The following is an 18541-nucleotide window of genomic DNA, read 5'->3' as shown; positions in this document are numbered from 1 at the left end:
TGAGGCGAAAAATAGTGAATTGAAAAATGTTCATGGATATGACAGGGCAAACTCCTATGGCCTTGAAAGCATGAAAATGCAAGGTGCAATAGCGATATTCGTGGTAAATCTAAAAAGAATACTAAAATTCTAAAGCGGGATCACTTTTGCAAAAAAAAACATCTTGAAAAGGGTCCTAAAACGCTATAAATCGGGGAGAGATCTTAATAAATTGGAATCAGTAAAAATATAAAAACACTCAAAAACAAAAAGCGGATGGAGATCTTATGACCTACCCATCCGCTAATCTTTTTATAGACCATTTTAAGCCTACTTTTTCAGTGCCCTCCTTTTAAAGCTAACCGGCTTTTTTATTTTCTTATTGCCGTGTAAGTTCCCACTTCTGTTCCGGAATCGCCTATCATGCTCACTGTAATTTTATGCTGACTAGCTTTAATTGAGGTAATTGTTCTGGTTCCTGCTTTAGGACCACCCCCAATAATTAAAGGATAACGATTTAAATTTTTATCCGGCTGATGAACCATGTATTTATGGGTATGTCCGCTTAAAACCAAATCAACTTTGCCTTGGTTAAGCAAGGGCTCAAACAACTCGGTACAATGTTTTGGTCCATGTGCATCACCTGAAAAACGAGGTGGGATATGCATTAAAACAATCCTGAACGGCGCGTTCTTAAAGGCCTTGGTATTGATCTCATTTTTAAGCCATTCGGCCTGCTGGGCTCTGTAATCGTCAAAATTAACTATGCCTGCGTAAACAGGGTGAGCATCCTCTTTATCTTCTCCCGTATCTAAAATCACAAACCTTACTGGCCCCAGGGTAAATGCTGCATGGCCAACATGCATGTAGTATTGCGAAAACTCACGGGCAAACTTCCCCCTGGTTTCATGGTTACCTCTTACATAAACAAATGGGGTATGCCTGGCAAAACTATCCACACAGGGTTGCAGCATGTGATCTATAATTTGCTTTTCATCGGTTTGATAATCAAATATATCTCCATTAAAGAACACGAAATCCTGCTTTCCTTTCGGAGCAAGGTTTAACAAAAATGGAATAGATTCCGGACGATCATGAATATCGTTCATCATTAAAAAAGAAACCTCTTTCTTACTTACATCTGCATTTTCAAACTGATCTACCCCGCTACTAATGGTTTCACCATAGGTCAGTTTATAAGGCTGAAAATCTTTAATTTCTTTGGAAACAATTTTATAAAAATATTTCACCCCAGGCTTTAAGTTTTGGATCGTTACTGCATTTAACTTGGAATTGGCCTGCATTAAACCCAGTTCCTCCTTTCCATAAGCCTTTCTGTCTAAATTACCAGCTGTTTCTCCAAATTCTACCCAGCCTGCAGCGTTTTTGTTTGTGAGCCAAAGAATGGTTATCGAATTATTAAAGTTGCTTTGAAGATAAGGCCCTACGGCAATCTTAAATTCTTCTTCCTTTACATTTGCCGGCAAGCTCGCCATGGTAGCTGATGGGGCAACTAATGTTGCAGCACCAAGCGTAAGACTTGTTCTTAAAAAACTTCTTCTATTATTCTGATTTTCTGCCATTTATTGATTAGTCTATCTGATTAATCAAATATAAATCGACAATACGCTAATTTATTCGTGTAAGATTAAATTTACTCAAACGTTTGATATACATTCGATCATTATATTGCCAACTTATAAAATCAGTTTTGCGTTAATCATTTCGGCAATAAAGGTCTATAACTTAACATGATTGTATCCTGCGGAAAATATTTGAGCCCCGAATCTACCACTTTTTTAACCTCCGCCCTGTTGGCTTTAGAATAAAACATTGTTAAGGCATAATAAGACCACGACTGCTGGTCGTTACGGTAGGTATGATAGGTTTTAAATAACTTATGCACCCCATCAATATCATTGTTTACCCTGGCCAAATAACTGGCCATTCTGTAATAGTAAAAGTTACGGGGCTTAATAGATGCTGCTTTCTTCCCATACTTAAACGCACTATCCAATTGCTTCGTTTCCAGGTATATATTACACCTCAAGTCGTCGCTATATGGCAGGTACGGGCTTTGGTACTGAACACTATCCAGCAAATGTATAGCCTCTTGATATCGCTTTTCTACCCTCAGGTATTTGGCTTTCTTAAAGGCTATGATTTCAGAATTCTCTGCAATTTGCGGATAGTCGGGAAGCACGCTATTCACCTGAGCATACTTCAAATTAGGTATGGCTCCCGGTAGGTTATCAATACTGTTTAGGTCATTATCAACCACCCATTGCACTTTCATAGATTGAAACGCCAAAGTATGCACGTAAACCGTAACTATTCCGAATAAAATGGTGGGTACAATAAAGATAAGCTTTGATATCGGCCTATGGCTTTCCGAATGTCCGCCTGTTGAGGCAAAATAGTTAGTGAGAATCACACCTAAAATAAAGGCAAATAACACCTGGATATTAGGTCTTTCAGATGGGAAATTGAAAAACGCATCAATAAAATACCCCGCTAAGCTCCCCAAAATAATGATTGCAATCAACTTGATCTCCGGGTCTCGCTTAGACCTTATTATGCTTAGTGCAGAAAAGAATGCGCATATGAAGATGGATAAAAATATAATACTGTTTAAAATACCTGATTCGCCCGCAATCTCAATAAAGTCGTTGTGCGGATGTTTAGAAAACAGATTGTCGTTTATTAACGGCCCCGTGTACAGTGGGGAGTAAAGTTTCCAATTCCCATACCCTACCCCCGTTAAAGGTCGCTTTGAAATTAAATTAAAAGCGCCTTTCCAGTATTTCAAACGGATATTTGTTGCTTCATTATTTGTATCGACTACCGTTCCGAGCCGATCTCCAAACGTTCCATAAACAGTGGTTTGATTGAACAGCTTAGCCTTGTTTAGTGTATTCTGACTAATGAAAAATGCCAAGACATAGATACCCAATATGAGCAATGAATTGAGCTTAAACTGAGCCATCGCCTTGCTTTTAAGTTGCAAATAAATGGTCAGGCCACCTACAATCAGAAAACTTGATATTAATCCTAAATAGGCCGACCTTGCGTTGATAAAAAAAACAGGGAGAACAGCCAGAAAAAGGGTTAATAAGCCAAGGTATCTGAAAATCCCCTGCCGCTTCAGTATGCAATAAATGATCAATGGTATTTTAATCACCAAAGCAGCGGCGAAGATGTTTTTATTACCCGTAGTACTCTGTAGGCTATTAACCAATGTAGACAGGTCGATCTTTCCCAACCCGGCAAAAAACTGCATCACCCCATTAAATGATTGCGCAAGCACAATCAACATCACTACAACCACCAGGTCTTTAAGCAGATTTTTGCGATCATAAAAGAGGATACCAAAAATAAAAACGGTTATACAAATAGTGAGTAACCGAGCATAAATGACCAGGCCTTCGCTCTTATTTAAGGCAAAAAAAATGGAAATGCCTGAGATAGTCACAAAAGCCAGATAAAGCCAGGTAACCTTATTTTTGAATAATGACTTTATTCCGTTTAAGAATTCATTACTCTTCAAAATGAACAAGCCTGCAATCAAATTGAGTAGCGCAATCAATAGCCAGTGGATACCCATCTGATCAATAATTGCTACTTTTGGAACACAGTCTACCAGAAAATACAAACTAACAATAACCAAAATGATGTTATTGGTTATCGTGGATGGCTTGCTCGTTAAAACTTGGGATGATTTAACTTTTTGCTTTTCGCCCTGCATGAATAAAAAATATCTGTTAAAATAAACATTTCTCCTTAATAATTAAACCTCCGATATCTATTTGTATAGAATTGAACGAAATATCTCGTCACATTATCTAATTTTGAGTTTCAACCTATTGATTTAACTAAGTCTGCGATATGCCCGAATTACTCCGTAACATTTCCTATTACCAGAACGATGAATTAAAAACCAATCAAGAAATCGTAATCAGAGATTTTAATATTGCAGAAATAAATGAAGCAACCGGTACGGGCGAATACTTAGCTGTTCCGGGCTTTATTGATTTACAGATTTACGGTGCCGGAGATCGGCTTTTTTCTGCCCATCCTTCTGTTGAATCGCTTCAAATCATGGAAAATGATTTACTTAGAAAAGGTACTACAGGCTTTCTAGCCTGTATGGCAACCAATACGCCAGAAGTTTTCAACAATTGCATACAGGCAGCAAAAGAGCATCGTAAATACGCTAAAAACTGTCTTGGATTGCATTTGGAAGGACCATTTTTAAATCCTAAGCGTTTAGGTGCTCATGTTCCCGAATATGTGAGGAAAGCCAGCCTCGATGAAATCAAAGCATTGCTCGATTTTGGTGATGGGGTGATCAAAATGATGACCATTGCTCCCGAACTGCAGGATGATGAGGTAATTCAATACCTTTTAGATCATGATGTGGTGGTTTCACTGGGCCACAGCAACGCTACTTTCGAGGAAGCTACAGCAGCTTATAATAAAGGGATTCAAACCACTACGCATCTTTTTAATGCCATGAGCCCCATTCATCATCGTGAACCCGGCATTCCGACTGCAGTATTTAATCACGATAAAGCCATGGCGAGCATTATCGCAGATGGCAGGCACGTTGATTTTGAAGTGGTCAAATTTGCGCAAAGGCTTTTAAAGGAACGTCTTTTCTTAATTACTGATGCGGTTACGGCCTGCGATAGCGGTCCTTATCAACATCGCTTAAGCGGAGATAAGTTTGTAATGCCCGATGGAACTTTGTCTGGTTCATCTCTCACTATGCTCCAGGCGGTACAAAATTGTGTCACACATTGTGATATTAACTTAAGTCAGGCGCTGAAAATGGCAACTGTATATCCAGCAAGGCTTTTGGGCTTACCTCATTTACTGGGGGAAATAGCTCCTCGCCAACAGGCCAACCTGGTCATTCTGGATCAAAACCTCCAAATCTTGGAAGTCATTTTCAAGGGAGAAATAGTATCAAACTAAATATTTACATCAATTGTTAAAAAGCATAGTCGGTAAGTAAAAAATTGTTAATATTTTTGAGGTCATGAAATACAAACGCATCCTACTGAAGCTTAGCGGCGAGTCGCTAATGGGCGACAAACAATATGGCATTGATAATGAGCGTGTAAGACAATATGCAGAAGATATTAAAGCTGTACACGATAAAGGACTTGAAATTGCAATCGTTATCGGTGGAGGAAATATATTTAGAGGGTTAAGCGCCGAGAAAAGTGGGATGGATAGAGCCCAGGCAGATTACATGGGGATGTTGGCTACGGTAATTAACTCTATGGCATTGCAGGATGCATTAGAGAAAGTAGGAATTAAAACCCGTTTGTTAACGGCGATCAAGATGGAGCAAATTTGCGAACCATTTATTCGCAGAAGAGCTGTACGTCACTTAGAAAAAGGCCGTGTAGTTATTTTTGGTGCAGGTACAGGAAATCCTTATTTCACTACCGATTCTGCAGCTGCACTTCGTGCGATAGAAATTAAGGCCGATGCAGTGCTGAAAGGAACCCGTGTAGATGGTATTTACACTGCGGATCCGGAGAAAGACCCTTCAGCAACTAAGTTCGAGCAAATCTCATTTAAAGAAGTTTATGCTAAAAACTTAAACGTAATGGATATGACTGCCTTTACCCTTTGTGAAGAAAACCAGGTACCTATTATCGTTTTTGACATGAACAAGCCAGGCAATTTCATGAAAATTGCAGATGGGGAAACCATCGGTACACTCGTTAAATAAGCTTTAAAAATTTTATTATTTTTGTAGAAATACACGCAAATATGAATGACCTCATAAAGTTACAATTATTAGATTCTCAGGCTTCTATGGATAAAGCCATTGATCACTGCGAAGCTGAATTAACTAAAATTAGAGCAGGAAAAGCATCTGCAGGAATGCTTGATGGCATTTTTGTTGATTACTATGGCTCATCTACCGCTTTATCTCAAGTGGCTAGTATCAATACACCTGATGCCAGGACATTGGTGATCCAGCCTTGGGAAAAAACCCTTTTAACACCAATTGAAAAAGCCATCCAGGAAGCAAACATTGGTATCAACCCGCAAAATGATGGTATTGTTATCCGCTTGTTAGTACCTCCTCTTACAGAAGAGCGTCGTAAAGACCTGGTTAAGAAGGTAAAAGAGGAAGCAGAACGCGGAAGAATCACCGTTCGTAACATCCGTAAAGATGCCAACGAGAAGATCAAGAAATTGAAAGGCGAAGGCGTATCTGACGATGATATTAAAACTGGCGAAGGAGAAGTTCAAAAGTTAACTGATGCATATATCATCAAAGTTGATAAACACGCAGAAGCGAAAGAAAAAGATATCATGACTGTTTAATTAGAACAGCAGGAAATAAAAAAGGGGAATAGCTTTAAAACTGTTCCCCTTTTTTATATTATATCTTTTTTAGGCTCGAACCCCTTATCTTCAAATGAGCGGGTAGCTTTACCTGGGTGTTTCCGGTCGCTTGTCCGGCTTTATTTAATCTGGACAATAAAATCTTCATCACATTATCTGCTATGGCGTTCAGGGGCTGTACAATTGCCGTAACAGGTGGATCGCAAAACTCCAGCAACTCAAAATCATCAAAAGAAACAACAGCAATATCCTGATGTATCTTAATTCCCATTTTCTTAAATGTTCTTAAGCCATCCATACAAATATAGTTTGCTGCAAAAATAACAGCATCCAACTTCCGCTCCGTTTTAAAATAGGTAGTCATCTGGGCTATAGAATCTGCACCATTTTTATAATCTACTTCTTTAACAGAGGTAGAAAGGCCTGCTTCGGCCATCGCCACCTGGTAACCGGATAAGCGATCAATCATCTGACTTTGAGAAGTTTCAAGCGTTACAAAGCCAATTTTTTTGTAACCATTATCAATCAAGTGTTTTGTTGCCTGATAAACACTCTCCTGGTTATCAATAATAACGTAATCCGTTTTAACATCCGGCACATAACGATCGAAAAGCACAACTGGTGTTTCTGTTTTAATTAACTTTTTCACCTCCTCTTCTAATCCTTCAGGGAGAGCCATAATATAGCCATCCACGTGCCTGTCTTTCAGGATTTGCAGCAGTTCTATGGCCTTTTGAGTATTGTTTCTGGTACTGCTAAATAGAATCTTGTATCCTAAGTCGGATGCGATTTCATCCAGATGTCTGGCAATTGCAGCAAAAAAGGGCTCAGAAATATCGTCTACTAAAAAACCTAAGATTTGAGTTTTACCCGTACGCAAGCTCTTGGCAAGGGCATTGGGTTGATAATTGAGCTCTGCAACTAAATCCAATACCTTTTTGGTAAGCGACTCACTGATATTCTTTTCTTTGGCTTTGCCATTAATGACAAACGAAACAGTCGTAATAGAAATATTAAGCCGGCTCGCGATATCTTTTATGGAAGGTTTCTTCATTAATATTGATGCAGCATTTAATTAAATATCGTGAAAGATACGATATATCGATTCAATAAAAAAATATGCTTTAAATGGGAAAGGTGTAAAAATAAAAAGAGCAACCTATCCAGGATTGCTCAATTAACTAACTTATTATTCATAAAAAATGCTGTTGGGGAAGGAGTCGAACCTTCAAGGGGTAGTTAGCTACAGTTCAAAAAATTAATTTGTGGTCAACCCAATAAGCTGCGTTTATCCCATTATTCCCCACCACCGAGACAAGGAGGCGTGTCTGCCAATTTCACCACCCAACATTTCAAAAGTTAACAGTTTCAATCATATAGTTTTCAATTTTAAACTGCTAAACCGTACATTGCAAACTGAACTGGCTGTAGGGGAAGGAATCGAACCTTCAAGGAGTGGTTAGCCATTGCTGGTTTTCCATGATCTCCGCCACCGAGACAAGGAGGTGTGTCTGCCTGTTTCACCACCCTACATTATTAATGTTCAGCAATTGTGAAAGAACATTCCCTTTTTGTTAATTGCTTAATACAAATGTAAAAGAACAACCATTGCCTTGCAAATATTTTAAACATTTAATTTTATTTTTATAATATTGATAAATTTTACTAAATTCGCTTATCATAATTCAAAAATATGCTTAAAAAAGACAATTCCAATTTAGAAATTGACAACCTGGACATCGACATATTAAAACAATTGATGCAGGATGCTACAAAGCCTTACACTGAAATTGCTAAGGATTTGATCGTTTCTGGCGGAACTATACACGTTAGAATGAAGAAATTACAAGAAATGGGCATTATTAAGGGATCTCATTTAATCATCGATCCGCAGAAGGCTGGATATGACATTTGTGCTTTCTTAGGGATCTATTTAGAAAAAGGAATTCAATACAAAGATGCAGTAGCCCAGCTAAGTAAAATTAAGGAAGTGGTGGAACTTCATTATACAACAGGGGCCTATAGCATGTTTGCAAAAATAATTTGCAGGGATACTAACCACCTCAGACACGTTCTAAACGAAGAAATACAAGCCGTGAACGGAATCCAGCGTACAGAGACTTTAATCTCCTTAGAAGAGAGCATTAAGCGTCAGATTGAGCTAGGGTAAGTGGTTTGGAGTCTTCAGTCTGGAGTCCTTAGTCTCGAGTGTTGGTGTTAAGTTTGGAGTAGGGAGTTTGGAGTATTAAACGCACAACCCAACTCAGCAGCTCAACACCTCACCAACTAAACAAGCATGGAGTAGGGAGTTCGGAGCTTGGAATATTAAATGCATAACCCAACTCAGCAGCTCAACACCTCACCAAATGAACCAGTTCGGAGTTTGGAGTATTAAATGCAGAACTCAACTCAGCAACTAAACATCTCACCAACTAAACCAGTTGGGAGTTTGGAGCTGGGAATACAACTTACCACCTCACCAACTAAACCAATCGGAGTAGGGAGTTCGGAGCTTGGAGTATTAAACGCACAACCCAACTCAGCACCTCACCACCTTCACCAAATAAACCAGTTGGGAGTTTGGAGCTGGGAATACAACTTACCACCTCACCAACTAAACCAATCCGGAGTCCTGAGTCGGTAGTCATCAGTCCTGAGTCTTCAATGATAATTGAGTTCAGGCTGGAGGCTCTACATGATACGCACTCCATCTTGATACCTGGTACTAAATACTTGCTCCTCGATACTTGATACTAAATACTTGATACTAACTTACCTCAGCAACTGATAAGCTACGAGTGCTGCAACATAAGCCATGGCCGTCATGTATACCAATTGAATGACCGGCCATTTCCAACCTTTGGTTTCACGATATACAATGGCAACGGTACTCATGCATTGCATTGCAAAGGCGTAAAATAGCATCAGGGAAATCCCCGTAGCAAAGGTATAAACCGGCAAGCCTGTTTTATTATTTACCGATGCCGCCATGCGTTCGCGAATGGTTGCACTGTCTTCATCGCCACCATCCACACTGTAAATAGTGGCCATTGTACCTACAAAGGCTTCACGCGCTGCAAATGAAGTAATTAATCCTATCCCAATTTTCCAATCGTAACCCAAGGGGCGGATAGCAGGCTCAATAAAGTGTCCCAGAATCCCTACGTAAGAGTTCTCCAGTTTCTCTGTGGCCACAAGAGTTTCAATATGTGTAGTGTTTTGGGTCGTATCGGCTAATGCAGTGGCGTATTTCTGATCGATTTTCTCAAAGCGATTTCCAGGGCCAAAAGATGCCATTACCCAAAGGATAATTGATATCGCAATAATCACCTTTCCAGCTTCAAAAACAAAAGTCTTCGATTTTTCATACATGGTAAAAAGAACATTCTTCCATCTTGGCATACGATAAATCGGAAGTTCCATAATGAAATACGAACGCTCTTTCGTTTTGATAATGACCTTCATTACCCAGGCTACCGCAACCGCAGCAACTACCCCAACCAGATACATAATCATCAGGGCCAAACCCTGCTTACTAAAAATACCAAAAACTGTTTCTTGCGGAACAATTAATGAAATAATTAAAATATAAACCGGAAGGCGGGCACTACAGCTAATTAATGGCGTTACCATGATGGTAATCATCCTGTCTTTCCAGTTCTCGATGTTTCTCGCCGCCATAATAGAGGGAACGGCGCAAGCCAAACCACCAATCATGGGCACAACAGATTTGCCATTTAGGCCCACCTTACTCATGATTTTATCCATCATAAAGGTTACCCTGGCCATATAACCCGTATCTTCCAAAATGGAAATAAAGGCAAAAAGAATAGCAATTTGCGGGATGAATACGAAGATTCCGCCAAGCCCTGCAATTACACCATCCAACAATAAGTCGGTAAGCATACCCGCTGGCAAATGCTCATGTCCAAGGGCTGTTAACCATCCAAAAGTAGATTCAATTAAATCCATAGGATAGGATGACCAGGCAAATATGGCATTAAAAATGATGAAGAGAATCAATAAGAAAATGGCAAACCCCCAGATTTTATGGGTGAGAATACCGTCTAACTTATCGCTAAAAGAAAACTTTTTAGCTGTTCCTTTATCTACCACGACATCGGAAAGAATGGTGCTTAAATGTTTGTAACGGGCAATAGTTTCTGCCGCCTGAACCTTTGCAGATTCAAATCCATGAGATTGCTCAATCTCTTCAATCTCTTCTTGCTGCTGATCGCTAAAAAAAGTTAAGTGTTCGTGCTGATGCAACACCTGTAATGCATAATAATCATTGTCGGCATTAATATGGCGCTTAATGGCATTAATAGCCGCTGGTGCTAGAAAATTAACGTCTACTTCCAGATTTTGTGTTGCTATTTTATTCGTATTGGCAATCGCTTGTTTTAATTGATCAATACCGATATTATTTCTCGCTGAAATGGATACCACCTGTATTCCCAATTTTTCGGCCAGCCGATCAACATTAACTTCTATACCCTGCTTTGCTGCAACATCGACCATATTCAAAGCCAAAACCATCGGAATACCTAAATCTGCTACCTGCGAATAAAGTAGCATATTTCGTTTCAGATTGGAAGAATCGGTAACGAGTACAATGACATCGGGATGGCTGCTATTTTTTTTATCGGCTAAAACCTGGAAGACAATGCTTTCATCTTTACTTTTTGGATACAAGCTGTAGGTACCCGGCAAATCTATAATCTCAGCTTCTTTATGACTATCTAAACGGCTAAAACCTGTCTTCTTATCGACCGTTATACCCGGAAAGTTTCCAATTTTTTGATTCAACCCCGTTAAGCGGTTAAATAGAGTAGATTTACCTGTATTGGGATTACCAACTAACGCAACTTTAATATCCAAATCAGCCTAATTATTGTATGATAATGACATCAGCTTCGCTTTTTCTTAAGCATAACTGATAACCTGCAACACGAATAGCCATTGGATCGCCAAGAGGAGCAAAACGTTCAACTTCTACCACTTCACCTGGCAAACACCCCATCTCCATTAACTTCACAGATAAATCAAGATCCGTGAAGGCAACAATGGTGCCTGTTTCTCCTACTTTTAGATGCGAAAGTTTCATCTGTTTAATATTATTTTTTTAGTCAGACGAGCTTCAGATTTAAAATAAAAATCCTAAACCCAACTGGTTTCTCATGTGCTGAATTTGGTCGCAAGTTAACCTTTCTTTAGATTTATTCCAAATAACCTGACCCAGAGATTCTGTACAAAGCTAAGGATTACTTTAGTATGATTTAAAATCGTTGTCTGCCACCACCAAAGCCTCCGCCTCCCCTTCCTTCTCTTCCACCCTCACGACCTTCGCCTCCTCTATTCCTATTTTTACCTCCCATTCTGTTTAAGGAATAAGTAAAAGAGAACATAAAGTATCTTTTCAATACATTAAAGCTCACATCCTGTATGGTGTTGTTATTGGCTGTACGGCTTATGCCTTGATTTTCATTCAATAAATCATTCACTGCAGCCTTCAAAGTTCCTCTGTTTTTAAAGAATTGCTTGCTTACATACGAATTTACCAGGGTAAAATATGTATCATATCCCTCCCCTCTACCTGTATTTTGGTTATAATCTGCATCTACAGCAAAACGAATATCTCCCGGAAATAGATAACTCACACTAACATTGGGCGAAAAAGTATAATAACGGGTATTGGATTGTGGTTGAGCAGAATAGGTAGCGCGGTTAATGGTTGCATTAATACCGGCGGTGAGGTCTAATTTATCCAGATTGGATACTAAACGATAGCCATTGGATATAGACCAGCTATTGGTAATATTTTTTAAATCTCTTGTAAAGTTTACATCGCGGTCATAGCTACCTCCAACATTAATATGGAAGTTCAGTTTATTTTCTGCCATAATCGGAAGGCTAATGGATGATGAAATGGAACCTGAATACACGCCGTTAACATTTACCGGAAGTACTGCCAGCTTCCCTTCGTTAACACCCGTATCAATAACACTGGTACTATTGGCAATTCTGTTGGAGGTTTGCGTAAAATTCATATTGATAAACAAGGAACGGTTTTTCCCTACCGTAAAAGTATTGTAAGCCAGGCGCAAAGTATTGTTAAACTCCGGTTTCAGATTTGGGTTTCCAACAGGGATACTTTGTGTATTGGTATTGTTGGGTATAGGCTGCAATTGCTGAATGGTTGGCTGATTGGTACTGCCCCTGTAATTAACTACAAACCGCTTACTATTGCTAAAGTTATACCTGAACATTGCCGATGGGGTGTAGTTAAATATATTTTGCTTCAATACAAATCCACGGGTAATGTTGTTGTTGGTCCGATCGGTATTCTGCACGGCCATGCCGATATTCCAGTTGTATTTTTTGGCCATTTTATTGAAACTGAAACCTGCTGTATTGGTCAGGATCGTATTTTCATAGGCGTTACTATAGGTTTGATCTAGCAAATCATATGCTAATGTTGCCGGATTAAAATTGTAGGTAAAACGATCAGATGTATTATGGTTATATCCATTTTGATAGTTAAATTCTATACTTAAACTATTAGAAAGCGGTTCTGTATAAACTAATCGGGTATTATGATTTAGTGATTCGCTTTCCTGATCGTTAAACTGATTCGTTATCTTCTTCGTCGTAACACTGTCGGTTCGGATATCTTCGATATTGTTATAGTTATCGGCATCGTTATTATTGATATTGGTATTCAGATTTAATGATAAGGTTCGCCCCCTTTTCCTAAACTTTTTTCTCAGTAGAATATTATTACTGAAGGATGGGGCAGTATTGTGATTGGTGATGGTCTGGCTTCCATCAATTTTGTATTGGCTATAACTTCTGGAATATTGACTGTAGTTTAAGCTTTCGTTATCGGTATAACTGAGATTGGGCTGTATTTTTAAAGAAGTTAAAGAATCCAGCTTGGTATCTACCATAAAGTTTAGGCGATGGTTCAATCTATCTGCATTATTATTCTGGTTGTTATTAAAAATCGTGATTTCATCTCCCAGTAAGTTTTGCGTAACACTATTTCTGAGAATTAAATTATCCGATTTATTGACAAAATAACTCAGGTTAATTTCTGTCTCATCAGCATATTCATCGCTGAAGTTGAAACCACCCGCATTGGTATTACTTATCCCCTCTCTTCCGCCATTGCCACCGCCGTTTCCACCACCCAAACCGCCGCCAAAGTTCTGCTTGTTTACATTGTTGAACTGCGCAATAACGCTCAATTTACGGTCTTGATTAAAGTGATTGATGTTTGCTCCGATATCATACCTATTGTCTGACCCATACCCTGCGGTAGTATTCCCAAAATAGCCATTCTTACGGTCTTTACGGGTGGTTATATTGATGATTTTTGTTCTTGATCCATCATCTATTCCTGTAAACTGAGCCTGGTCCGATAGTTCATCAATAATCTGAATCTTATCGATCATATCTGCTGGCAGGTTTTTGGTAGCCAGAAGGGGATCATTTCCAAAAAACTCCTTTCCATCAACCTTTACCTTGGTAATGGTTTCTCCCTGTGCCTTTACTGTTCCGGCTTTATCAACTTCAACTCCCGGTAGCTTTTTCAGTAAATCTTCTACCACGGCATTTTCTACCACCTTAAATGAACTGGCATTAAATTCTAAGGTATCTTTCTTTACCACAATGGGTGGAACCTCTGCTTTAATCTCTACGGTTTGTAAATCAATTGCCCCTCCTTCTAAAACAATATCACCCAGGTTTATATCTGATTTATCTGCAGTAATGGTAAAATCCTTATTTACGTTTTTTAATCCTAAAAATGCAGCATACAAGCGATAGCTTCCTGGTTTAAGATTTTTGAAAGCAAATTTTCCATCCTCACTTGTATTTATTGCCCCCACCACACTAGAATCGCTAGTATTTTTAATGGCTATTGAAGCGTAATCTATAGGCTTTTTATCTTTTGATTGAATAACACGACCGGTAATGGTTCCTGTTTTTTGCGCATAAGCAAAGGTGGTACATAAGACAAATAAGAGAGTAAAGAATTTGTTCATTTGGTTAAATTAATGTGTGTTGATGGTTAAGACTAGGAACCTAACCAAAGGTTTGCTTGGCTTTCGTAACAATTGAAATACATGAATTGTCATTCGCACATTTATTAAAATCTGAGGCAAAAAAAAAGACCCGCTAAACGGGTCTTCTTATGATTTAGGTTTAATGCCTTACATTCTCATGCGCATACCACCGCCACCACCGCCCTGGCCAGGCATCTGCATATCTCCGCTCATATTTCTTCCGCCAATGCGGGTTAAAGAATATGTGAAAGAAAGCATGTAGTAACGTTTTAATACGTTGGTAGTTAAATCAGTAATGGATGTGCCTGTTGCTGTTCTGCTTACGCTGGTATTTTGATTAAGTGCGTCATTTACAGAGAACTTAAAGGTTGCCCTGTTTTTGAAAAACTGGCGGCTAATGTATGGATTAAGAATCGTGTACTCCTGATTGTATTGATCCCCGCCACCAAAGTTTCTGAAATAATCCAGATCTATGGCCAACCTAACGTTTCCAGGCAGTAAATAGCTCATATCAAAACTCGGATTAATAGTGTAAAACTGTGTATTTGACCCAGATCTTGCAGAGAAAGTAGAGTGCGTATAGCTTCCGGTAATTCCTCCGGTTAAATCAAATTTATCTACATTGGTAACCAGTTTATATCCGTTAGAGATGGTGTAAGTGTTGGTGATATTTTTTACTAAATCGCTCGTGTTTCCAACCGTGATGAAGTTAACGTTTCTGTTGTAGGCACCATTACCAGAAATGTTTAAAGTTAGCTTACGCTCTGCCATTAATGGTAAAGACAAAGTAGCATTTGCATTTCCGGCATACACTCCATCCACATTAACATAACTAACCTGTTGAGCACCGTCTGCCAGAGGTATTACGGTATTTCCAATGCTATTAAACGTTTGGGTTAGATTTAACCCGGCAAAGAAAAATCTTCCCGTTTCGATATTAAAGTTATTAAAGTTTACCCTTAACTGGTTGTTAAAAGAAGGCTTTAACAATGGATTACCTACATAAAAGGTTTGTGAATTGGTATTATCGGGTATAGGCTGAATCTGATCTATACTTGGTTGCGTTGTTGAACCACGGTAGTTTATAAATAAGCGTTTACGGTTACTAAAATTATACCTGAACTGTGCAGATGGCGTAAGGTTGATAAAATTCTGTGTACGAACTAAGCCCGTTGTTAAGTTGGTATTTACCCTATTCGTTTGTTGACCAGCGACACCAATATTCCAGTTATATTTTTTTTCTGTTGTGGTAAAGCTAATCCCTACTGCATTCGTAAGCGTTCTGTTGTTATAAATATTTGAAAATGTATTATCAACTAAATCGTATTGTAATGTTACTGGATTAAAATTATATACATCCCGATGAGAATCACTATTGGAATAACCATTCTGATAATTAAACTCGACACTTAAAGTTTTATTAATGGGTTCGGTATAAACTAACCTGGTTGTATTGCTAACCGCATGGCTATTGGTATTATTTAACTGGTTGGTTAAAGAATCTGTAGTTACTCCAGATCTGGTGATTTTATCTTCTCTATAGTTAAGATTAGTACCATCATTATCATTTATACTCGTACTTACGTTGAGTGAAAGTGTACGGCCTCTGCGTTTAAAGCTTTTACGCACCAATAAATTATTGCTGATTGTTGGGGTACCAGCTGTTGTAGTATTGCGCTGTAACCCTTTGGTTAAAGTGGTGATATAGTCACGGGTATAATCCCTAACACTATTGCCATCCGTTTCGGTATAAGCAAAGTTAGGTTGGATTTTGATAGATAGAGATGGATCTATTTTCGTATCCACCATAAAGTTAAAGCGGTGATTTGTACGATCATTGGTACTATTTAAGTTTTCGTTAATATTAGATGTACCTATCCCTGAAAGATTTTGAACATTTGAAGTTTGTATATTATCTGTACTTGCTTTATTAAAGAAATAACTGGCCTGGAACTGAGTTCCGTCTTTGTAGGTATCGGCAAAGTTAAGCCCTGCTGCATTGGTGTTGGTTATTCCGCTGGATCCTGAACTAGCGTTACCACCACCGCCGCCACCGCCAAAACCACCTCGACCGCCTCCGCCGCCGCCAAATCCGTTACCTACACCACCACCCTGACCGAAGTTTTGCTTGTTTACATTGTTAAACTGTCCGATGAAACTAATCTGTCTGTCTTCATCAAATTTATTAACGTTTAAACTGGCATCGTAACGATCGTCTGAACCATACCCAACGGTACTATTTCCAAAATAACCGTGCTTCATTCCACTTTTGGTGGTAATATTTAAAATTTTATTTCTGGTACCATCATCAATTCCGGTAAACTGTGCCTGTTCGGATAGTTCATCAATCACCTGAATTTTATCTACCATATCGGCAGGCAGGTTTTTAGTTGCCAAAAGTGGGTCATTGCCAAAAAACTCCTTCCCATCTACCTTCACTTTGGTGATGGTTTCTCCCTGAGCCTTCACGCTACCATCTTTGGCAACTTCTACTCCAGGTACTTTTTTCAATAAGTCTTCTACAACAGCATTCTCTCTTACCTTAATTGATTTGGCATCAAACTCTAAAGTATCTTTCTTCACCACAATAGGAATTGTAGCAGTTACATTTACGGTGCTTAAATCTACACCATCATCTGCCATTGAAATATCTGGTACTGTAACAGCTGTCTTAGCTACTTCAATATCTTTCGTGGTGGTTTGTAAACCCAGGAAAGCGGCATAAACCCTGTATTTACCCGGAGCAATGCCCTTAAAGGTGTAAGTTCCATCAGGATTAGTTTGGCCGGAGGTTACCACGCTGGAGTCTTTAAGGCTTCTTATGGCTACTGTAGCAAAGTCGATTGGCTTTTTATCCTTAGCGTTAATTACTTTACCTGTAATTGAGCCTGTATTCTGTGCCTGAGCTAGGTATCCACAAAAAATAAGAACAATAAAAATTGCTCTCTGAACGTTTCTCTTCATCAAATTTTTAGATAATATTATAACAAAACTATGCTATCAGACTAAGCAAAGCCGCAAAGGTTTGTTAAGATGTGTTAAATGCTTGGTAACATTTTAAATACAGCCTAAAGGCTATTTACAAATCTTTTGGGATGATTTGTTTGATTAGTGTTGTGCAGGATAGTTGCGGTAATATACTTTAGGGCAGTTGCAATCTTTCTTGAAGATACTGCATCCTGATAAACTTATCATCACGATTAAACCAATTATACTAGTCAGCTTTTTCATTGAAATTCAATTTATGGAGTAAAACGTAACTGAAAACAGCCATCAATGCGCCTAACATGTCGCAGGTAAAATCCCACCACTCTGCAGAACGATAGGTGAAAACTTTCCATTGCAATACCTCAATGCCTCCACCAATTACTGCATTGATCAATAGAATTTTGAATATCGTTAAAGTTCTGAAACCAAAACTATGCTGATATCTTATTTTGCCATAGAACAACAACACACTTAGTACAAAGAAAAAACCAAGGTGTGCCATTTTATCGAAGCCTTCGAAGAAGAAACCATCTCCACCAGCCGAATCTGGCATGTGTATATTACAAAGCACTAAAATAACTGCGGTCCAGAGAATGGCCCATTGTTGTCGTTTTAGTGCTTTGTACAAAATATTAAATATTATTATGCTCCAACTAATGCCTGGTAAGCTTCAGCGCTAAGTAAGCCTTCTACTTCAGCAGCATCTGCTAAAGAAACTTTTACCATCCAGCCTTCACCATAAGGATCAGAATTTACCAATTCAGGGTTATCATTTAAAGCTGCGTTTACTTCCAATACTGTTCCGGCTACAGGCATAAACAAATCAGATACTGTTTTAACGGCTTCAACTGTACCGAAAACTTCGTCTTTCGCTACATCTGAACCTACAGTATTGATATCTACATAAACAATATCACCTAATTCGCGCTGAGCAAAGTCAGTAATACCTACATATGCTTCATTACCTTCAACCTTAACCCATTCGTGGTCCTTCGTGTATTTTAATTCTGATGGAAAATTCATTTGTCTTTATAAATTAGTTTTTCAAAGTTAATTATAATGTTGGAATGATGAAAAGATAAATTACTGAGATTTAATGATTGAATTTTGAGTTTTGAATGAGAGTGTTTGCT

General features: G+C 38.6%; 13 protein-coding genes and 2 tRNA genes. 4 read left to right on the top strand and 11 right to left on the bottom strand.

Annotated features, from left to right (window positions below):
* Positions 1–350: 350 nt before the first annotated feature.
* On the bottom strand, positions 351–1562 hold the full coding sequence (locus BMX11_RS20125; protein ID WP_090887971.1) for a purple acid phosphatase family protein: 1212 nt from the start codon (positions 1560–1562) through the stop codon (positions 351–353).
* A gap of 137 nt (positions 1563–1699) precedes the next feature.
* Positions 1700–3724: an O-antigen ligase family protein gene (locus tag BMX11_RS20120; RefSeq protein ID WP_090887968.1), complete on the bottom strand. Its 2025-nt coding sequence runs from the start codon at positions 3722–3724 to the stop codon at positions 1700–1702.
* Between the two features lie 140 nt (positions 3725–3864).
* Between BMX11_RS20120 and nagA the strand changes: the two genes are divergently transcribed.
* The 3 genes from nagA (at position 3865) to frr (ending at position 6330) form a co-directional block, all read left to right on the top strand.
* Positions 3865–4956, top strand: coding sequence for an N-acetylglucosamine-6-phosphate deacetylase (gene nagA / locus BMX11_RS20115; protein ID WP_090887965.1), 1092 nt, complete (start codon positions 3865–3867; stop codon positions 4954–4956).
* A 64-nt stretch (positions 4957–5020) separates the two neighbouring features.
* Positions 5021–5725, top strand: a complete 705-nt coding sequence (gene pyrH, locus BMX11_RS20110; RefSeq protein WP_090887962.1) for a UMP kinase — start codon at positions 5021–5023, stop codon at positions 5723–5725.
* Positions 5726–5766: 41 nt separating this feature from the next.
* Positions 5767–6330 carry a ribosome recycling factor gene (gene frr, locus BMX11_RS20105; protein ID WP_090887959.1) on the top strand — a complete coding sequence of 188 codons (564 nt, stop codon included), beginning with the start codon at positions 5767–5769 and terminating at the stop codon, positions 6328–6330.
* 58 nt (positions 6331–6388) lie between these two features.
* Here the strand turns inward: frr and BMX11_RS20100 are convergent, their stop codons facing one another.
* The 3 genes from BMX11_RS20100 to BMX11_RS24420 all read right to left on the bottom strand — a co-directional run bounded on the left by BMX11_RS20100 (position 6389) and on the right by BMX11_RS24420 (position 7884).
* Positions 6389–7405: a LacI family DNA-binding transcriptional regulator gene (locus tag BMX11_RS20100; RefSeq protein WP_090887956.1), complete on the bottom strand. Its 1017-nt coding sequence runs from the start codon at positions 7403–7405 to the stop codon at positions 6389–6391.
* Between the two features lie 151 nt (positions 7406–7556).
* Positions 7557–7701, bottom strand: a tRNA-Asp gene (locus tag BMX11_RS24425).
* A 72-nt stretch (positions 7702–7773) separates the two neighbouring features.
* Positions 7774–7884: transfer RNA gene (locus tag BMX11_RS24420), tRNA-Asp, on the bottom strand.
* A 160-nt stretch (positions 7885–8044) separates the two neighbouring features.
* Between BMX11_RS24420 and BMX11_RS20095 the strand changes: the two genes are divergently transcribed.
* Positions 8045–8521: an Lrp/AsnC ligand binding domain-containing protein gene (locus BMX11_RS20095; protein ID WP_025145395.1), complete on the top strand. Its 477-nt coding sequence runs from the start codon at positions 8045–8047 to the stop codon at positions 8519–8521.
* Between the two features lie 602 nt (positions 8522–9123).
* On the opposite strand, the gene feoB is transcribed toward BMX11_RS20095, so the two are convergent.
* The 6 genes from feoB to gcvH all read right to left on the bottom strand — a co-directional run bounded on the left by feoB (position 9124) and on the right by gcvH (position 18431).
* Positions 9124–11232 (bottom strand): ferrous iron transport protein B, encoded by a 2109-nt coding sequence (gene feoB / locus BMX11_RS20090; RefSeq protein WP_090887953.1) that lies wholly within the window; start codon positions 11230–11232, stop codon positions 9124–9126.
* Positions 11233–11242: 10 nt separating this feature from the next.
* Positions 11243–11458, bottom strand: a complete 216-nt coding sequence (locus BMX11_RS20085) for a FeoA family protein (RefSeq protein WP_090887950.1) — start codon at positions 11456–11458, stop codon at positions 11243–11245.
* Between the two features lie 172 nt (positions 11459–11630).
* On the bottom strand, positions 11631–14399 hold the full coding sequence (locus BMX11_RS20080; protein WP_090887947.1) for a TonB-dependent receptor: 2769 nt from the start codon (positions 14397–14399) through the stop codon (positions 11631–11633).
* Between the two features lie 168 nt (positions 14400–14567).
* Entirely contained in the window at positions 14568–17384 is a 2817-nt protein-coding gene (locus BMX11_RS20075) for an outer membrane beta-barrel family protein (RefSeq protein ID WP_090887945.1), read from the bottom strand.
* Between the two features lie 250 nt (positions 17385–17634).
* Entirely contained in the window at positions 17635–18036 is a 402-nt protein-coding gene (locus BMX11_RS20070; RefSeq protein ID WP_090887942.1) for a VanZ family protein, read from the bottom strand.
* A gap of 14 nt (positions 18037–18050) precedes the next feature.
* Positions 18051–18431, bottom strand: a complete 381-nt coding sequence (gcvH, locus tag BMX11_RS20065; protein ID WP_090887940.1) for a glycine cleavage system protein GcvH — start codon at positions 18429–18431, stop codon at positions 18051–18053.
* Between the last annotated feature and the right edge of the window lie 110 nt (positions 18432–18541).

It is taken from the genome of Pedobacter rhizosphaerae (assembly GCF_900111155.1).
GTDB classification, from domain to species: domain Bacteria; phylum Bacteroidota; class Bacteroidia; order Sphingobacteriales; family Sphingobacteriaceae; genus Pedobacter; species Pedobacter rhizosphaerae.
The sequence above is the reverse complement of the archived record's forward strand: the minus strand, read 5'-3'. Positions and strand labels throughout refer to the sequence as shown.

Bases quoted from the DNA above. Each gene is read 5' to 3' on its own strand.
- BMX11_RS20125 (WP_090887971.1), bottom strand. From the start codon at position 1,562: ATGGCAGAAAATCAGAATAATAGAAGAAGTTTTTTAAGAACAAGTCTT.
- BMX11_RS20120 (WP_090887968.1), bottom strand. From the start codon at position 3,724: ATGCAGGGCGAAAAGCAAAAAGTTAAATCATCCCAAGTTTTAACGAGC.
- nagA (WP_090887965.1), top strand. From the start codon at position 3,865: ATGCCCGAATTACTCCGTAACATTTCCTATTACCAGAACGATGAATTA.
- pyrH (WP_090887962.1), top strand. From the start codon at position 5,021: ATGAAATACAAACGCATCCTACTGAAGCTTAGCGGCGAGTCGCTAATG.
- frr (WP_090887959.1), top strand. From the start codon at position 5,767: ATGAATGACCTCATAAAGTTACAATTATTAGATTCTCAGGCTTCTATG.
- BMX11_RS20100 (WP_090887956.1), bottom strand. From the start codon at position 7,405: ATGAAGAAACCTTCCATAAAAGATATCGCGAGCCGGCTTAATATTTCT.
- BMX11_RS20095 (WP_025145395.1), top strand. From the start codon at position 8,045: ATGCTTAAAAAAGACAATTCCAATTTAGAAATTGACAACCTGGACATC.
- BMX11_RS20085 (WP_090887950.1), bottom strand. From the start codon at position 11,458: ATGAAACTTTCGCATCTAAAAGTAGGAGAAACAGGCACCATTGTTGCC.
- BMX11_RS20080 (WP_090887947.1), bottom strand. From the start codon at position 14,399: ATGAACAAATTCTTTACTCTCTTATTTGTCTTATGTACCACCTTTGCT.
- BMX11_RS20075 (WP_090887945.1), bottom strand. From the start codon at position 17,384: ATGAAGAGAAACGTTCAGAGAGCAATTTTTATTGTTCTTATTTTTTGT.
- gcvH (WP_090887940.1), bottom strand. From the start codon at position 18,431: ATGAATTTTCCATCAGAATTAAAATACACGAAGGACCACGAATGGGTT.